This is a genomic window from Bacteroides sp. MSB163 (genome assembly GCF_036416795.1).
Taxonomy (GTDB): domain Bacteria; phylum Bacteroidota; class Bacteroidia; order Bacteroidales; family Bacteroidaceae; genus Bacteroides; species Bacteroides maternus.
This window is the reverse complement of record NZ_CP143867.1, coordinates 4,395,795-4,410,852: the sequence shown is the minus strand read 5'-3', so window position 1 is coordinate 4,410,852 and position 15,058 is coordinate 4,395,795. Positions and strand designations below refer to the sequence as shown.

At 44.1% G+C, this 15,058-nt stretch carries 12 protein-coding genes; 5 read left to right on the top strand and 7 right to left on the bottom strand.

The window, feature by feature from the left end:
• The first annotated feature begins 76 nt into the window (after window positions 1-76).
• The 5 genes from VYM24_RS16910 to VYM24_RS16890 all read left to right on the top strand — a co-directional run bounded on the left by VYM24_RS16910 (window position 77) and on the right by VYM24_RS16890 (window position 5,001).
• Window positions 77-2,284, top strand: coding sequence for an anaerobic ribonucleoside triphosphate reductase (locus VYM24_RS16910; RefSeq protein ID WP_330940458.1), 2,208 nt, complete (start codon window positions 77-79; stop codon window positions 2,282-2,284).
• 25 nt (window positions 2,285-2,309) lie between these two features.
• Window positions 2,310-2,819 (top strand): anaerobic ribonucleoside-triphosphate reductase activating protein, encoded by a 510-nt coding sequence (gene nrdG, locus VYM24_RS16905; protein WP_330940457.1) that lies wholly within the window; start codon window positions 2,310-2,312, stop codon window positions 2,817-2,819.
• Window positions 2,820-2,988: 169 nt separating this feature from the next.
• On the top strand, window positions 2,989-3,756 hold the full coding sequence (locus VYM24_RS16900) for a threonine/serine exporter family protein (protein ID WP_227071083.1): 768 nt from the start codon (window positions 2,989-2,991) through the stop codon (window positions 3,754-3,756).
• Entirely contained in the window at window positions 3,753-4,247 is a 495-nt protein-coding gene (locus tag VYM24_RS16895; RefSeq protein ID WP_007213454.1) for a threonine/serine exporter family protein, read from the top strand. The genes VYM24_RS16900 and VYM24_RS16895 overlap by 4 nt, the downstream gene beginning before the upstream one ends.
• A 31-nt stretch (window positions 4,248-4,278) precedes the next feature.
• On the top strand, window positions 4,279-5,001 hold the full coding sequence (locus VYM24_RS16890; RefSeq protein ID WP_227071084.1) for a DUF6064 family protein: 723 nt from the start codon (window positions 4,279-4,281) through the stop codon (window positions 4,999-5,001).
• Between the two features lie 77 nt (window positions 5,002-5,078).
• Here VYM24_RS16890 and gpmA read toward each other — a convergent pair whose 3' ends face one another.
• The 7 genes from gpmA to VYM24_RS16855 all read right to left on the bottom strand — a co-directional run bounded on the left by gpmA (window position 5,079) and on the right by VYM24_RS16855 (window position 15,038).
• Window positions 5,079-5,825 (bottom strand): 2,3-diphosphoglycerate-dependent phosphoglycerate mutase, encoded by a 747-nt coding sequence (gene gpmA / locus VYM24_RS16885; protein WP_330940456.1) that lies wholly within the window; start codon window positions 5,823-5,825, stop codon window positions 5,079-5,081.
• Between the two features lie 383 nt (window positions 5,826-6,208).
• Entirely contained in the window at window positions 6,209-8,773 is a 2,565-nt protein-coding gene (locus VYM24_RS16880) for a glycosyltransferase family 1 protein (protein ID WP_227071086.1), read from the bottom strand.
• 38 nt (window positions 8,774-8,811) lie between these two features.
• Window positions 8,812-10,473: a glycogen/starch synthase gene (locus VYM24_RS16875; RefSeq protein WP_227071087.1), complete on the bottom strand. Its 1,662-nt coding sequence runs from the start codon at window positions 10,471-10,473 to the stop codon at window positions 8,812-8,814.
• A gap of 316 nt (window positions 10,474-10,789) precedes the next feature.
• Window positions 10,790-11,209, bottom strand: coding sequence for an ATPase (locus VYM24_RS16870; protein WP_007218700.1), 420 nt, complete (start codon window positions 11,207-11,209; stop codon window positions 10,790-10,792).
• A 37-nt stretch (window positions 11,210-11,246) separates the two neighbouring features.
• Window positions 11,247-13,082, bottom strand: coding sequence for a V-type ATP synthase subunit I (locus VYM24_RS16865; RefSeq protein ID WP_330940455.1), 1,836 nt, complete (start codon window positions 13,080-13,082; stop codon window positions 11,247-11,249).
• On the bottom strand, window positions 13,079-13,684 hold the full coding sequence (locus VYM24_RS16860; RefSeq protein WP_007213463.1) for a V-type ATP synthase subunit D: 606 nt from the start codon (window positions 13,682-13,684) through the stop codon (window positions 13,079-13,081). The genes VYM24_RS16865 and VYM24_RS16860 overlap by 4 nt, the downstream gene beginning before the upstream one ends.
• 25 nt (window positions 13,685-13,709) lie before the next feature.
• Complete coding sequence (locus VYM24_RS16855; RefSeq protein ID WP_029428228.1) at window positions 13,710-15,038, bottom strand: V-type ATP synthase subunit B; 1,329 nt, start codon at window positions 15,036-15,038, stop codon at window positions 13,710-13,712.
• Window positions 15,039-15,058 lie beyond the last annotated feature (20 nt).

Sequence of the window (15,058 nt, the reverse complement as noted above, 5' to 3'; positions counted from 1 at the left end):
AAACAAAAACTTATAGATAAGTTTATACCTTTGTACTCCCAATTCTAATGGATAACTAAAAAATTAAAACGTAACCATGATACAGACTGTAATCAAAAGAGACGGACGTATAGTAGGCTTCAATGAAGAGAAAATAGTAACTGCTATCCGTAAAGCTATGTTACATACGGATAAAGGCGAAGACCTGCAATTGATACGCCAAATCACAGATCATATATCTTTCAAGGGAAGTGCACAAATGACGGTGGAAGCCATTCAGGATGCCGTAGAAATGGAACTGATGAAGAGTAGCCGGAAAGATGTAGCACAGAAGTATATCGCTTACCGCAATCAGCGCAGCATTGCCCGTAAAGCCAAGACGCGCGACATGTTTCTGGAGATTATAGAAATAAAATCCAATGACGTAACACGGGAAAATGCAAACATGAATGCCGATACCCCGGCAGGCATGATGATGAAGTTTGCCAGTGAAACGACCAAACCCTTTGTGGATGACTATCTGCTAAGCGATGAAGTACTGGAAGCCGTAAGCGGTAATTACCTGCATATTCATGACAAGGACTACTACCCTACCAAGAGCCTGACATGTGTTCAGCATCCATTGGATCGTATTTTGACCTGCGGCTTTTCTGCCGGACACGGTGAATCCCGTCCTGCCAAACGTATTGAAACTGCAAGTATCCTGGGATGTATCTCACTGGAAACTGCACAGAATGAAATGCATGGCGGTCAGGCTATCCCGGCATTCGACTTTTATCTGGCACCCTACGTACGCAACAGCTATATCGAAGAAATCAAGAATCTGGAAGAGCTGAACGGAAAGGATTATTCACATCTATATCAGAAAGAGCTTACAGACTATCTGCAACAGCCGCTGGATGGACTGTCCGACGAGAAACGCATTGTGCAACATGCCATTAACAAGACTGTAGCACGTGTACATCAGTCAATGGAAGCATTCATCCATAATATGAATACCATTCACTCACGCGGTGGTAACCAGGTAGTATTCAGTTCTATCAATTACGGCACGGATACATCTGCCGAAGGACGCTGCATCATCCGCGAACTTCTGAAAAGTACCTATCAAGGTGTAGGTAACGGCGAAACAGCCATATTCCCTATTCAGATATGGAAAAAGAAACGTGGTGTGAGCTATCTGCCGGAAGACCGGAACTATGACCTCTACCAGCTTGCCTGCAAAGTGACGGCCCGCCGCTTCTTTCCGAATTTCCTCAATCTGGACGCTACTTTCAACCAAAGCGAAGAGTGGAAGGCAGATGACCCGAAACGCTATCAGCATGAAGTAGCCACCATGGGATGCCGTACGCGTGTATTCGAAAACCGTTTCGGACCGAAAACTTCAATCGGACGCGGAAATATCTCTTTTTCTACCATTAATATCGTACGCCTGGCTATCGAGTGTATGAAGATAGAAGATGAAGAATTGCGTATAGCCAAATTCTTCGCAAAACTGGATTCAATGCTCGAAGTCACTGCACGCCAACTGCACGAACGTATGGAATTCCAGAAAACTGCATTTGCCAAGCAATTCCCATTGCTGATGTCTGCCCTATGGGTAGGTTGCGAAAAACTGAAACCAAACGATACAATTGCCTCTGTTATCAATCAGGGAACGTTGGGCATAGGTTTCATAGGTTTGGCAGAATGTCTGGTTGCCCTTACCGGCAAACATCACGGAGAATCGGAAGAAGCACAAAAACTGGGAATGAAAATAGTAACTTATATGCGCGACCGCGCCGACCAGTTCTCCGATCAGTATCACCATAATTACAGTGTGCTGGCTACGCCTGCCGAAGGATTATCGGGCAAATTCACAGGCGCAGACCGTAAGAAGTTTGGTGTATTGCCGGGAATTACAAACCGGGATTATTACACAAATTCCAATCATGTGCCTGTATATTATAAGTGTAGCGCCCGCCATAAGGCAGAAGTGGAAGCTCCGTATCATGAACTGACACGTGGCGGACACATTTTCTATGTAGAAATAGACGGTGATGCGACACACAATCCTGAGGTCATCATGCGTGTAGTGGACATGATGGACCAGTACAATATCGGATACGGCTCAGTAAACCATAACCGCAACCGCTGTCTGGAATGCGGATATGAAAACTCTACTCCGAATCTGGAAACCTGTCCGAAATGTGGCAGCACGCACATCGATAAGTTACAACGTATCACCGGTTACCTGGTAGGTACTACCGACCGTTGGAACAATGCCAAACTGGCGGAACTCAACGACCGTGTCATTCATAACTAATCACTAATCGTTAATCACTATCAACGTGCTTTCTATCCTTGACATTATAGAAGATACTACAGTGGACGGTCCGGGCTTCCGGACCTCCATTTATGCTGCCGGATGCCCGAACAGATGCCCTGGTTGCCACAATCCTGAATCCTGGGATATCAACCGGGGACGCTGGATGTCGACAGACGAAATTCTGGCGAAAGTGCTTGCCGACAATTTTGCAGACGTAACATTCAGTGGCGGAGATCCGATGTACCAACCCGAGGGATTTACAGAACTGGCATGTGCCATCAAGGAAAAAAGTAGCAAGAACATCTGGTGCTATACAGGATATACTTTTGAGACTCTGCTACGCAATCCACTACAGACCAAACTATTGCAGTATATCGATGTACTGGTAGACGGGAAATTCAAACAGGAACTGCGGGATGAAAGCCTGTGCTTCCGCGGAAGTAAAAATCAACGCTTGATTGACGTACAGGCTTCATTACAGGCAGAAGAGGTGGTGACATACAACTATAATCCCGTACCTCAAATTGCTTAATAATCAGCGTGCTTGAGATGCCGACACCATCTCAAGCTCTCCTTTCTTGCCTTCCTCCTTTCAGAAATTCCCATAATTATAACTTATTATCATTTCCTTCTTTCTTCAAAAAGCCGTACCTTTGCGGCGCTTTTCAAGAATAGATAATATTAGGATAACATTTTAAAGTATGAATTCGCCAAACGAATTAAAAGAAATTACCCGGTTTTTACTGGAGTATGCTAATCGTCTTATGGGGTCCGGCGTACACACTTCGCGTGTGATACGAAACACCCGTCGCATCGGAAAGTCACTGGACGTAGACGTGAAAATGAGCCTTTTCCAAAAGACCATGGTGGTAAGTGTATGCGACATTGACAGCACGGAAGTCTACAATGAAGTAGCCATTATCCCCGCTTTCCCCATCAGTTTTGAACTGAACGCTGAACTGAGTGCACTTAGCTGGGAAGCCTACGACAATCATTTGCCTCTGGAGATACTTTGGGACAAATATGAGAAAATAATATCACGACCGAAGATGGACCCGCTTTGTACATTGTTTCTAGTGGGTTTTGCCAATGCTTCTTTCTGCGCCCTGTTTGGCGGTGACTGGACAGCGCGTCTCATTGTATTCTCCGCAACGCTCATCGGTTTCTATATAAAACAGATTATGCAGAAGAAGAAAATCAATCATTATCTTGTTTTCATTGTATCTGCATTCGTAGCTTCCATGGTTGCTTCTTCAGCGCTCACGCTGGAAACGACAGCTGAGATAGCCATTGCCACAAGTGTTCTTTATCTGGTGCCCGGCGTCCCCTTGCTGAATGGAGTCATTGATATTGTTGAGGGACATGTACTAACCGGCTGCACCCGTCTCATCCAGGCATTACTGCTGGTATTATGTATTTCCGTAGGACTCTCCTGCACTCTTATGTTAATTAGAAACAGTTTATTATGATACTCGTTGATATACTTACGGACGGCATATTTGCCGCAGTTGCCGCCATCGGTTTCGGAGCGATTTCAGATCCTCCCTTGCGCGCTTTTCCTTCCATTGCCTTGCTTGCCGCTATCGGCCATGCTTTGCGTTTTTGTCTGATGACCTATCTGGGAGTAGATATCGCCACTGCATCTCTATTTGCTTCTTTCAGTATCGGCATGGGAAGTCTGGTTTTGGGAAAACGTATCTATTGCCCCATGACCGTGCTCTACATCCCTGCATTGCTGCCTATGATTCCGGGTATGTACGCCTACAAAATAGTATTCTCACTCATCATGTTCATGCAGAATATGAAAGTACCGGAATTGCAGGAAAAGTATCTGATAGACTTATTCACGAACACAATTGTTACTTGTAGCGTCATTTTCATGTTGGCAGTGGGCGCCACTATACCGTTGTTCTTGTTTATCAAACGAGCTTTCTCCATGACAAGACACGAGAAAAATTAAAAGTTGAAAATTAAAATTTAAAAAATTGCGTATGGAAGTTTTTTGGAAAACAATCGCACAATATAATGAAGCAACCTGGATTTTCCAGGTAATTATTACGATTGCAGGTATTCTGCTGACCGTACTACTTTATCAAAAACCGACACTGCTGATAAAGCGGTTGATGAAGGGATATATGGTATTTTTAAATAGCTGGATTTCTATCGTCTACTACATGATCTATTGTGGTGACCGGAATTACAATTATATACTTGCCATATTCTGGGGTATAATTGCACTTATCTGGCTATGGGATCTCATTACAAACTATACTCCGTTTGAACGTTATCACAAATATGACAAACTGACTTACATACTGTATGCCATGCCATTCCTTTACCCTCTCTTGTCATGGGCACGGGGCATGGAATTCCCAATGATGACCACCTGTGTGATGCCCTGCTCCGTGGCCGTATTCACCATCGGGCTGTTACTGGCATTTTCACGCAAAGTGAATCTGCTTGTAATACTTTTCCTTTGTCACTGGGCATTGATAGCGTTTTCTAAAGTGTACATCTACAAAATTCCCGAAGACTTATTGCTGGCAAGTGCAACCGTTCCTGCCATTTATCTCTTCTTCAAGAATTACTTCGACCAGAATCTGCATAAAGAAACAAAACCAAGTGCCAAATATACAAACTGGATTCTAATAGCACTCTGTATAGCAATTGGAGTATTTCTAAGTATCACGATATTGAACGAATTAGTTGGTTAGAGAATTAAATATGAAGTATTAAGTATTAAGTATTAAGGGCCACGCATCATTTAATACCTAATACTTCATATTTCATTCTATTTATTCTTTCCTTGATTTGCTACTGCTTCCATCAACTTCTTTATTTCCTCCGGATCTCCCAAGAAATAGTCTTTCTGCAAATTCAGGTCATCATCAAATTCAAAGACATAAGGTACGGCGGTGGGCAGGTTCAGCTTCACAATATCTTCATCGGAGATATGTTTCAGGTGCTTGATGATTCCTCTTAAACTATTACCATGTGCCACTACCAACAACTCATCGGCTGTTTTCAGATTCGGGAAGATCACACATTTCCAGTAAGGCATGATGCGTTCGATTGTATCTTTCAGAGACTCGGTACGAGGCAGTTCCGCATCGGGCACTTCATTATAACGTGCTTCAAAGCGCGGATTACGAGGGTCATCCTCAGTCAGTGCATGAGGAGCAATATCGTAGCTACGACGCCAGATCAACACCTGCTCTTCACCATATTTGGCAGCTGTTTCCGCCTTATTCAAACCTTGAAGCTGTCCATAATGCTTCTCGTTCAGATGCCAGGATTTCTCTACCGGTATCCAGTCCTGATCCATACGATCCAATACCACATTCAGTGTTTTCACTGCACGTTTCAGGTAGGAAGTATAAGCTTTATCAAACTGGAAACCATTATCTATCAATAACTGTCCTGCCTTTTTAGCTTCGGCAATACCTTTTTCCGTTAAATCTACATCGGTCCAACCAGTGAAACGATTTTCCTTATTCCATGCGCTCTCGCCATGGCGAAGTAATACGATTTTCTTCATACGAATTATTTTTTATTAGTCGTATGAGTAGAACACGCATCTATCGGAACTTGTTCAATAAAAGGGAGGGAGTACTACTATTTCAACTCCACCATCCTGTTCCGGATAAAATGCCCGTGCACCAAACTTTATAATATTCACCTTATCAGCATTCGACAATACTTTTGCCTGATTTCCATCCTGCTCATCAATAAAATAAATTTTTTCGCTCGGAAGGCGATAGTTCCATTTGTGAATATCCGCCAGAAACTATACCAAACAACTCAATGAAAGAAGTAAATGTCTCATAGTACATAATAAAGTGAATAAAAAAGCGAAAAGCTGCCCCGAGAAGTTTAATAAACCTCCCGTGAGCAGCTTCTCTATATTGTTAAATCAAACTCTTACACGAACCAACGAACGTAACAGAAGTCCTGACGGTGAGGCAGGTCAGAGTTTTTCGGGAACATACGGTAGGATACTTTAAAGCTACCTGCGTTCTCTAATTTATGTTTCACCTGAAAGGTATAAAGATTACCCTCTTTTTTCACTACACTGAACGGTTCAACAGAATAAACATGCTGTTTACCGTCTCCGGCAGTATAAGTAGTAACCAGTTCCAAACCGATAGCATCATTCAAGCCTTTCTCATCGATTACATAAGTAATGGTATATTCCTTACCGCTTTCGATAGTAGCTTGAAGCAATTCTTCACACTTGTCATAAGACACTACCTCAATACTGTCCCACTTAGACACCACTTCTTCTTTCCAAGCAGCAATTTCTTTTGCTTTGGCGTTGTCATTAGCAGACAATGCACTGAAACGCTTAGCCAGCTTAGTGTAGAACTTGCTATAATAGTCGTCCAACTGACGTTTCATCGTATAGTGCGGCGCAATCTGTGCGATAGAATTCTTGATAGTTTTCACCCAACCTTCAGAGTATCCCTTCTTATTGCGTGCATAGTACAACGGCAGGATTTCTGTTTCAAGGATGCTATAGATAGTAGCTGCATCGAGCTGATCCTGATGTTCCTGGTTCTGGTAAGTACGCTTCTCAGTCAGCGCCCAACCTGCACCTTCACGATAGCCTTCCAACCACCAACCGTCGAGTACGGAGAAGTTTACAACACCGTTCATCAACGCTTTCTCACCGGAAGTACCGGATGCTTCGAGCGGACGAGTCGGAGTATTCAACCAGATATCTACACCGGATACCAGACGGCGAGCCAGCTGCATATCATAGTTTTCCAGGAAGATAATCTTACCCAGGAATTCCGGACGACGGGAAATTTCGATAATTCTCTTAATCAAACCTTGGCCTGCTCCATCATGCGGATGAGCCTTACCTGTGAACAGGAACTGTACCGGATAGTCAGGGTTATTCACAATCTTAGCCAGACGGTCGAGGTCAGTGAACAGCAAGTGAGCACGTTTGTAAGTAGCAAAACGACGACCGAAACCGATCAGCAACGCATTGGGATTGATCTTATCCATCAGAGAAACGATACGTGAAGGGTCACCCTGGTTCTTCAGCCAAGTTTCACGGTATTGCTTACGAACATAATCGATCAACTTATTCTTCAAGGCCATACGCGTTTCCCAAATCTTCTCATCGGATACGTTATAGATAGCTTCCCAAATCTTCGGGTTAGACTGATCGTACAAGAAGTTTTCATCGAAGTTAGCAGCATAAAGATGTTTCCATTCGGTAGCGCTCCAAGTCGGGAAGTGTACACCGTTCGTAACATAACCCACATGCATTTCTTCAGGGAAATAGCCCTTCCAGATAGTAGAGAACATTTCCTGAGAAACCTTTCCGTGCAACCAGCTTACACCATTCACTTCCTGTGAAGTGTTGCAAGCAAAAACCGACATACAGAAACGTTCGCCTTTGTCGCCCGGATTGTTACGGCCAAGATCCATCAGGTCGTCCCAGCTGATACCCATCTTAGCAGGATAACCACCCATATACTTACCGAAGAGACCTTCGTCGAAGTAATCGTGACCGGCAGGAACCGGAGTATGTACAGTGTACAGTGAAGAAGCACGCACCAATTCGATAGCCTGGTCGTAAGACAAGCCTTCAGCTACATAATCACAGATACGCTGAACGTTGATCAACGCTGCGTGTCCTTCGTTACAGTGATAAACATCTTTCTTGATACCCAGTTTCTTCAGTGTCAAGATACCACCGATACCAAGCAATATTTCTTGTTTCAAACGGTTTTCCCAGTCACCACCATAGAGTTGGTGAGTAATAGGACGGTCGAATTCGCTGTTCATTTCATTATCCGTATCCAACAGATAGAGAGAAATACGCCCAACGTTTACACGCCATACAAAAGCATGAACAAAATAATCCAGATAAGGAACATCTACAATCATCTGATTGCCATTCTCGTCCATCACTCGCTCGATGGGCAACTGACCGAAGTTCTGAGCTTCGTAGTTGGCAATCTGCTGGCCATCCATAGAGAGGGTCTGCGTGAAATAACCGTAACGATATAGGAATCCTACTGCGCAAAGGTCAACATTGCTATCGGAAGCCTCTTTCAGGTAGTCACCGGCAAGAACACCTAAACCGCCAGAATATATCTTAAGTACCTGGCTCAAACCATACTCCATGCTGAAATAAGCAACGGAAGGGCGCTTCTGATCAGGTTTCACGTCCATATACGTTCTGAACATAGCATAGACGTCATTCATTCTCTTCAGAATTACTTTGTCATTTGCAAGCGCCTCGAGTTTAGCATAACTCATTCTTTCCAACAGAAGGACGGGGTTATGACCAACTTCTTTCCACAAAGCAGGGTCAAGGTCTCTAAACAGTTCAGTAGCTTCATAGTTCCAAGACCACCAAATGTTATGTGCCAATTCAGACAATTTCTCCAACTCGGCAGGAATATGAGATTTCACATTCACATCTTTCCAGTTCGGAGTGTTTACATTACTAACTTTAATCTTCATTGTATGATTACTTGATTGATTAATAATTCATATTTATTTTAACCTAACTGACGCTCCATCGCATGACGAAGGGCAAAATCATAGGCTTCATAATAATATTCAATAAAATGCTTCCACAAAGCCTGCTCAGCCACTTGCCCGGCACGCTTGCGAATGTTTTTCACTTCCGCATCCGTCTTTGCTGAGAATGCCGAAATGGTGTCTTTGATACCGTCAGCCACTTCAGAATAGTTGTAATCCGAACGGTGAAGTACCTCTACCCCATCATCAATGCCATGCTGGTTCTTCAGGCTGCTCACCCAAAGTCCGAAACCTGCCAGGTCGGTCGTGACGGTAGGAACATGAAAAGCAACACTTTCCAATGGGGTATAGCCCCAAGGTTCGTAATATGAAGGATAGACACTAAGATCTTCTCCCAATATCAAATCGTAATATTGCTTGTTTATAATGCCATCTTTTCCGTCGAGATAGCAGGGAACAAAAATAATCTTCACCTTATCCTCAGGACGGTTGCTCATGCCCATATACTTCAGCATGTCCAGCACTTGATCATGCGTCATGTTGTGCAGCCAGTGAGTAATCAAAGGTACTTCCAGAGGAGTAGTGAATTTCTCCTTGCTCTTGAGGCGTTGTTGCAGGTCTTCGCGGGCATCACCTACCCATCCCGGCACGTTGATGAATGCCAATACATTCTTTTTCAGGTTCTTATCACGGTTCAGCCGATTCAGTGATTCAAGGAAGACATCGATGCCTTTGTTCTTAAATTCATACCGACCGCTGGTACCGATAATCAACGTATCATCACCCATATCCGTACCCATCAGGCAATTGGCAACGCGCAACATGATAGATCTCGCACGTTTGCGTTTTCCGGTAAACGTAGTCCCTTTTGGTACAAAATCATCTTCAAAACCATTCATTAGCACTACATCGGCAGGCTTATCAAGCAATTCCTTGCACTCGTTGTTCGTGATTTCGCTCACAGTCGTAAAACAGTCCACATAGTGCGCAGTCTGTTTTTCAATGGAATGTTTGGATTGCATATTGAGCTCTTCCGCCATCTGATCGCCGTTGTAAGCGAAGAGATAATCGTAAAGAGGCTTATTGTTACCTGCAATGGAACGTCCGATGGACGTGGCATGTGTGGTAAATATCGTAGCGATTTCAGGAACAGCAGTTTGCAAGTAGAGGGCTCCCATACCGGTCATCCACTCATGTGCCTGATAAATCACTTTATCTGTCTCCGTCAGATTGTAACGATAAAAACTCTCTACTACCTTTCCGGCTGCATACGAAAACATGGATGCTTCATCATAATCACCGTATGCATGCAGTGAATCCACCTGATAGTGGTTCCACATTTCTGTATATATTTCATTCTTCAGTGCGAAAAACGGTTGGAAATCAACCAATATAACGATCGGATTGCCCGGAATGTTCCAGCGTCCTACACGGACGGAAAGGTTATCTTGCTCAGCTGCATGCTTTCTCCATGCTACACAAAGGTTCTCGGACTCGATAAACAAAGGATTCTCTTTACCCTGCCAAAAATCAGGTCCTATAAAAAATAATCTATCATGAAATTTTGCCTGCAAGGTATTTGCTCGCGTGGACAAAACCGTATAGATACCTCCAACCTTATTACATACTTCCCAGCTTGACTCGAAGATGTAGTCGGGGGTTAACAGCTCTTTAGTCATATTACTTTTAATCTCTATTACTTAATACCGGCTGCAAAAGTACACATTATTCTTTGAAAAATAGCCTATTAATCGAAAAAACTAATGAAATATGCATAAACAATCGTTTGAGAAAAATAGTTAGAAGGACTGAATAGCGCTCCGAACACCACACTTCATCAGAGCAAATGCCACACTTCATCAGGGCAAATACCACACTTTGCAACATACAGAGTGTGGCATTTGCCCTGATGAAGTGTGGCGTTTGGAAACAATTAACCCAGAGTTGGCATCGGAATGACAACTCTGGGCTAGCAAATTATTCAGAAATAGAATCTTATACCATCAATGCAGCCACCAATGCCAAAATTGCATAAAATTCGGGAAGGGCTGCATAAATCATTGTGTTAGTCTGCACGTCATGTCCCTGAGAGATACCCACAATACCATTGGCACAAATCTGTCCCTGACGGATAGCTGAGAATAAACATACTAAACCTACACCCAGGCCGATACCCAACATCAGAGGACCATCCGTATTAAAGTCTCTACCCATAGACATCAGGAAAGCAACGAAACCATAAAGTCCCTGTGTAGCCGGAAGAGCCGACAAAATCATATAGCTGGCAGATTTGGAAGGATCTTTTTTCAATGCACCTTCCGCTGCACTACCTGCGATTGTTGTACCAAAGCAACTACCAATTCCTGCAAGAGCCAACATCATGCCCAAGCCAAGATAACCTAAAATTTCATTCATAATGTTCTTAATTTATTTGTTTTTAATTTATTTGTTTTTAATTTATTTGTTTCTTAACCACAGTAAACGGCTTGTAAGCTTCACCTTTACCGTCGTAACCTGAATTTTTAAAGTATTCTACGAATGTCAAACGTAACGGATGCACAAATGCGCTCAGACAAGACATGGCTATGTTCAACGAATGGCCGAACAGCAATATCAGTCCGCAGAACAACCAGCCAAGAGCCGGACCTGCCGCATCATTCACCATAAAGGCAAGCTGATTGAACACACCGCCCAGCATACCACCTGCCAAACCAAGGGCATACAGACGAATGTACGAGAGTATATCTCCCATCAATCCGGTAGCCATATTATAGGTATCCCATACACCGGCACCGATGTTGACAAACACATTCCGATGGATATTATTCAGCAGATAAATACCGATAGCGGCAATACCTCCAATCACAATGAATGCCCAGGTGGAGACGTCTTTCGAAATAATTTCAAAGAAAGAAAGTCCGCCGGTACAGATGAATCCAACCACCAACAGCAACCATCCCCAGGCACTGAGAGATTCCTTGAAGCCATAACGTACGGTCTCGCCAATAGCTTTCACAGTCATGGCTATGCTGATATGTATTACACCGATTATCAATGCCAGCAACATTTGCTTGTCATAAGTCGTCTCACCAATCTTACCCACAATCATAAATTGCTTCATTCCTTCCGGCAATTCCACATCAAACAAGCTGACTCCGAAGAAAGTACCCAGAATAGCACCGAATATTGCGGTGAAAATACCCAGCGTAATTACCAAGTTCATCATGCCTCGCAGTGACTTTGACAACTTCTTCTTCAGGATGAAGCCAAAGACAATCAGCACCAATCCGTACCCGGCATCACCCATACAGAATGCAAAGAACAAGGAAAAGAACGGAGCCAGGATAGGCGTCGGATCAAATTCCGCATAGTCGGGCATACCATACATTTTGGTAAGCACCTCGTACATACGGACAAATGCATTGTTCTTCAGCTTGATGGGAGCGTTGTCTTCTTTGGTGGCTTTCCGTATTTCATAATATACACCACTATCATCGAGCAATTTCTTCACATCTACCTCCTGATCTTCAGGAATCCAACCTTCCAGCAATACGACGGCACCTTCGGCCATTTCCTCACTGTTCAGCTTTACCTTCAACAAGTCGATATCTCCCTGAAGCTGTTCACCGCCGCTTTCAAACGTACGATAATGAGCTTTACAGAAAGCTTTCAGTTCAGCAGTGGTCTGGAGAAGAGCTTCTTCCATTTCCGCTTTCTTACTGTTCAACTCGGACAGGCTCAGAGAGGGCAAACGAAGTGGTTCGATATCCAATCCTACCGGTTCGGGTGTGACGGTCACAAAGTATAGATGCCCGCCATTTTCCTTCACAATGATAGTATTGTATTGTTCCGCCCATGTCTCGTCATAATCCCTTTCCGGACAGGTATAGAATTGCACATACCAGCCTGCATCCTCCAACCTGCGGACAGAAGTCCAGTCAAAATTACCCCAGACTTCCATCTGTGCGATGTCTTTGCCTACAACAGGTAATTGCTGATTCAAATCCTGTATCCGTTCCTGCAAGTCTTCATAGCTTTTTACTAAAGCATCGATTGCCAGTTCGGTGTTCACAGTTTCTTCAGGCTGTTTCTCAGCCAGATTGTACATACTCTGGAGCATACTTTTGTAAAGTGCACGCTTCTGCATAAACTGTTGCAGAGTATCGTCCATCTCACCCCATTGCTTTTCCACAATATGCACTACTCCCAACTCCCGGATTTGATCAAGGAATGTTTCATATTCCTTATGATATACAAGGAATGTGAGCTTCTTCATTTTTGTAATCATGCTTCTGCCTCCTTCCTACTCTCTTGATGGGATTTCATGATTTTCTGCGATGACTTGGAGAGGTTCTCCTCGTCTTCCATGAAGCGCTTGATCTTTCGCAGAGCATCCTGATAGCCTGGAATCTGCACTTTTTCAAAGAGGTTTACCTTTTGGGTAGTCTTCTTACGTGCATGTTCCAGCAAGCCCAGTTTGGCGACGATAAACTCCCGTTCGATAGCCGTCTGTGCCAACACCTTGAGCAAATGAATGCCATCGGCATACCATTTGGGGGCATTGAACAGGCTGTAGGGGCGTATTTCGAAATCAACGTTTTCGAGCAGCGGCACCCGTACACCGGCAATCTTCTTCACGCCGAGATGTACATCGCTCACCTTTATCAATGAGGAGTCAAACTCATTCCAAAGGGCGAACATCGCTTCGTAGGCCTGGATTTCCCGTTCCAACTTCTCATCCAGCGCGGCAGCTTCTGATTTGCAGCGCTTCACTTCCATGCGTAGTGCGCTCTCCTTATTCTTGATAATAGGGAGTGTACGTACCCGCACTTTCAGTTGCTTTTCCAACTGCTGGAGGGAAGTTTTATTATATTGAAACTTTATAGCCACTTTATTAGTGATTAGTTGTTAGTGATTAGTTATTTGCTTTGGGCCAGAACTCGTCAACCAGTTCTTTCTTGATATTCACTTCTTCCGGACGGAAATACTTACCGAACAGGCTCCAGGCCACATCGAGCATCTCAGTTGTATCGAGGTTCACATCAATAGCCAGCAATTGGTTGGAGTAGTCCTTGGCAAATGCAAGGGTACGTTCGTCATAGTTTGTCAGGTCGAAACCATTCTCCAACTTCGTCTTGGCGTTGGCAGCATCGGCGTACAGACGTACAGCAGCATTCATCACCTGCGGATGGTCTTTACGCGTCTTCTTACCTGTAACGAGCTGTTTCAGACGGGACAGTGAACGGAACGGGTCAACGATAACCTTACCAATATCTGTATCACGACGCAGGAACAACTGGCCTTCCGTAATGTAACCCGTATTATCAGGCACAGCATGCGTAATATCGCCACCGGACAACGTTGTCACCGCGATAATGGTAATGGAACCACCACTTGGGAACTGTACTGCCTTCTCATAAATCTTAGCCAAATCCGAATAAAGAGAACCCGGCATAGAATCTTTTGAAGGAATCTGATCCATACGGTTGGATACGATCGCCAACGCATCGGCGTAAGAGGTCATATCAGTCAACAGTACCAATACCTTTTCATTATTGTTCACAGCGAAATATTCGGCTGCCGTCAACGCCATGTCCGGAATCAGCAAACGTTCTACCGGAGGATTCTCCGTTGTATTCATGAAGCTGACAATACGGTCGAGCGCACCGGCATTGGAGAATACATTTTTAAAGTACAGGTAGTCATCGTTCGTCATACCCATACCGCCCAGAATGATCTTATCCGTCTCGGCACGAAGTGCTACGTTCGCCATTACCTGATTAAACGGCTGGTCAGGGTCGGCAAAGAACGGAATCTTCTGTCCGGATACCAGCGTATTGTTCAAGTCGATACCTGCAATACCAGTTGCGATCAGTTCCGACGGTTGTTTACGGCGTACCGGGTTCACAGACGGACCACCGATTTCCACTTCCTGACCTTCGATAGACGGACCACCGTCAATCGGATCACCGAAAGCGTTGAAGAAACGTCCCGCAAGCTGTTCACTCACTTTCAGCGTAGGCGACTTACCCAGAAATACTATCTCCGCATTGGTCGGGATACCTTCCGTACCCTCAAATACCTGCAAAGTCACATCGTCACCGGCAATCTTCACCACCTGGGCGAGCTTGCCGTTTACGGTTGCCAACTCATCATACCCTACCCCTGTTGCTTTCAGCGAACACGTAGCTTTCGTAATCTGAGTGACCTTGGTATATATTTTTTGAAATGCTTTTGTTGCCATCTATTTATTTACTATTTGAC

What these genes read in the sequence shown, in the direction of transcription:
- VYM24_RS16865 (WP_330940455.1), bottom strand. Translation starts at nt 13,082, where the DNA reads ATGATTACAAAAATGAAGAAGCTCACATTCCTTGTATATCATAAGGAA.
- VYM24_RS16880 (WP_227071086.1), bottom strand. Translation starts at nt 8,773, where the DNA reads ATGAAGATTAAAGTTAGTAATGTAAACACTCCGAACTGGAAAGATGTG.
- VYM24_RS16855 (WP_029428228.1), bottom strand. Translation starts at nt 15,038, where the DNA reads ATGGCAACAAAAGCATTTCAAAAAATATATACCAAGGTCACTCAGATT.
- VYM24_RS16910 (WP_330940458.1), top strand. Translation starts at nt 77, where the DNA reads ATGATACAGACTGTAATCAAAAGAGACGGACGTATAGTAGGCTTCAAT.
- VYM24_RS16895 (WP_007213454.1), top strand. Translation starts at nt 3,753, where the DNA reads ATGATACTCGTTGATATACTTACGGACGGCATATTTGCCGCAGTTGCC.
- VYM24_RS16870 (WP_007218700.1), bottom strand. Translation starts at nt 11,209, where the DNA reads ATGAATGAAATTTTAGGTTATCTTGGCTTGGGCATGATGTTGGCTCTT.
- gpmA (WP_330940456.1), bottom strand. Translation starts at nt 5,825, where the DNA reads ATGAAGAAAATCGTATTACTTCGCCATGGCGAGAGCGCATGGAATAAG.
- VYM24_RS16875 (WP_227071087.1), bottom strand. Translation starts at nt 10,473, where the DNA reads ATGACTAAAGAGCTGTTAACCCCCGACTACATCTTCGAGTCAAGCTGG.
- VYM24_RS16900 (WP_227071083.1), top strand. Translation starts at nt 2,989, where the DNA reads ATGAATTCGCCAAACGAATTAAAAGAAATTACCCGGTTTTTACTGGAG.
- VYM24_RS16890 (WP_227071084.1), top strand. Translation starts at nt 4,279, where the DNA reads ATGGAAGTTTTTTGGAAAACAATCGCACAATATAATGAAGCAACCTGG.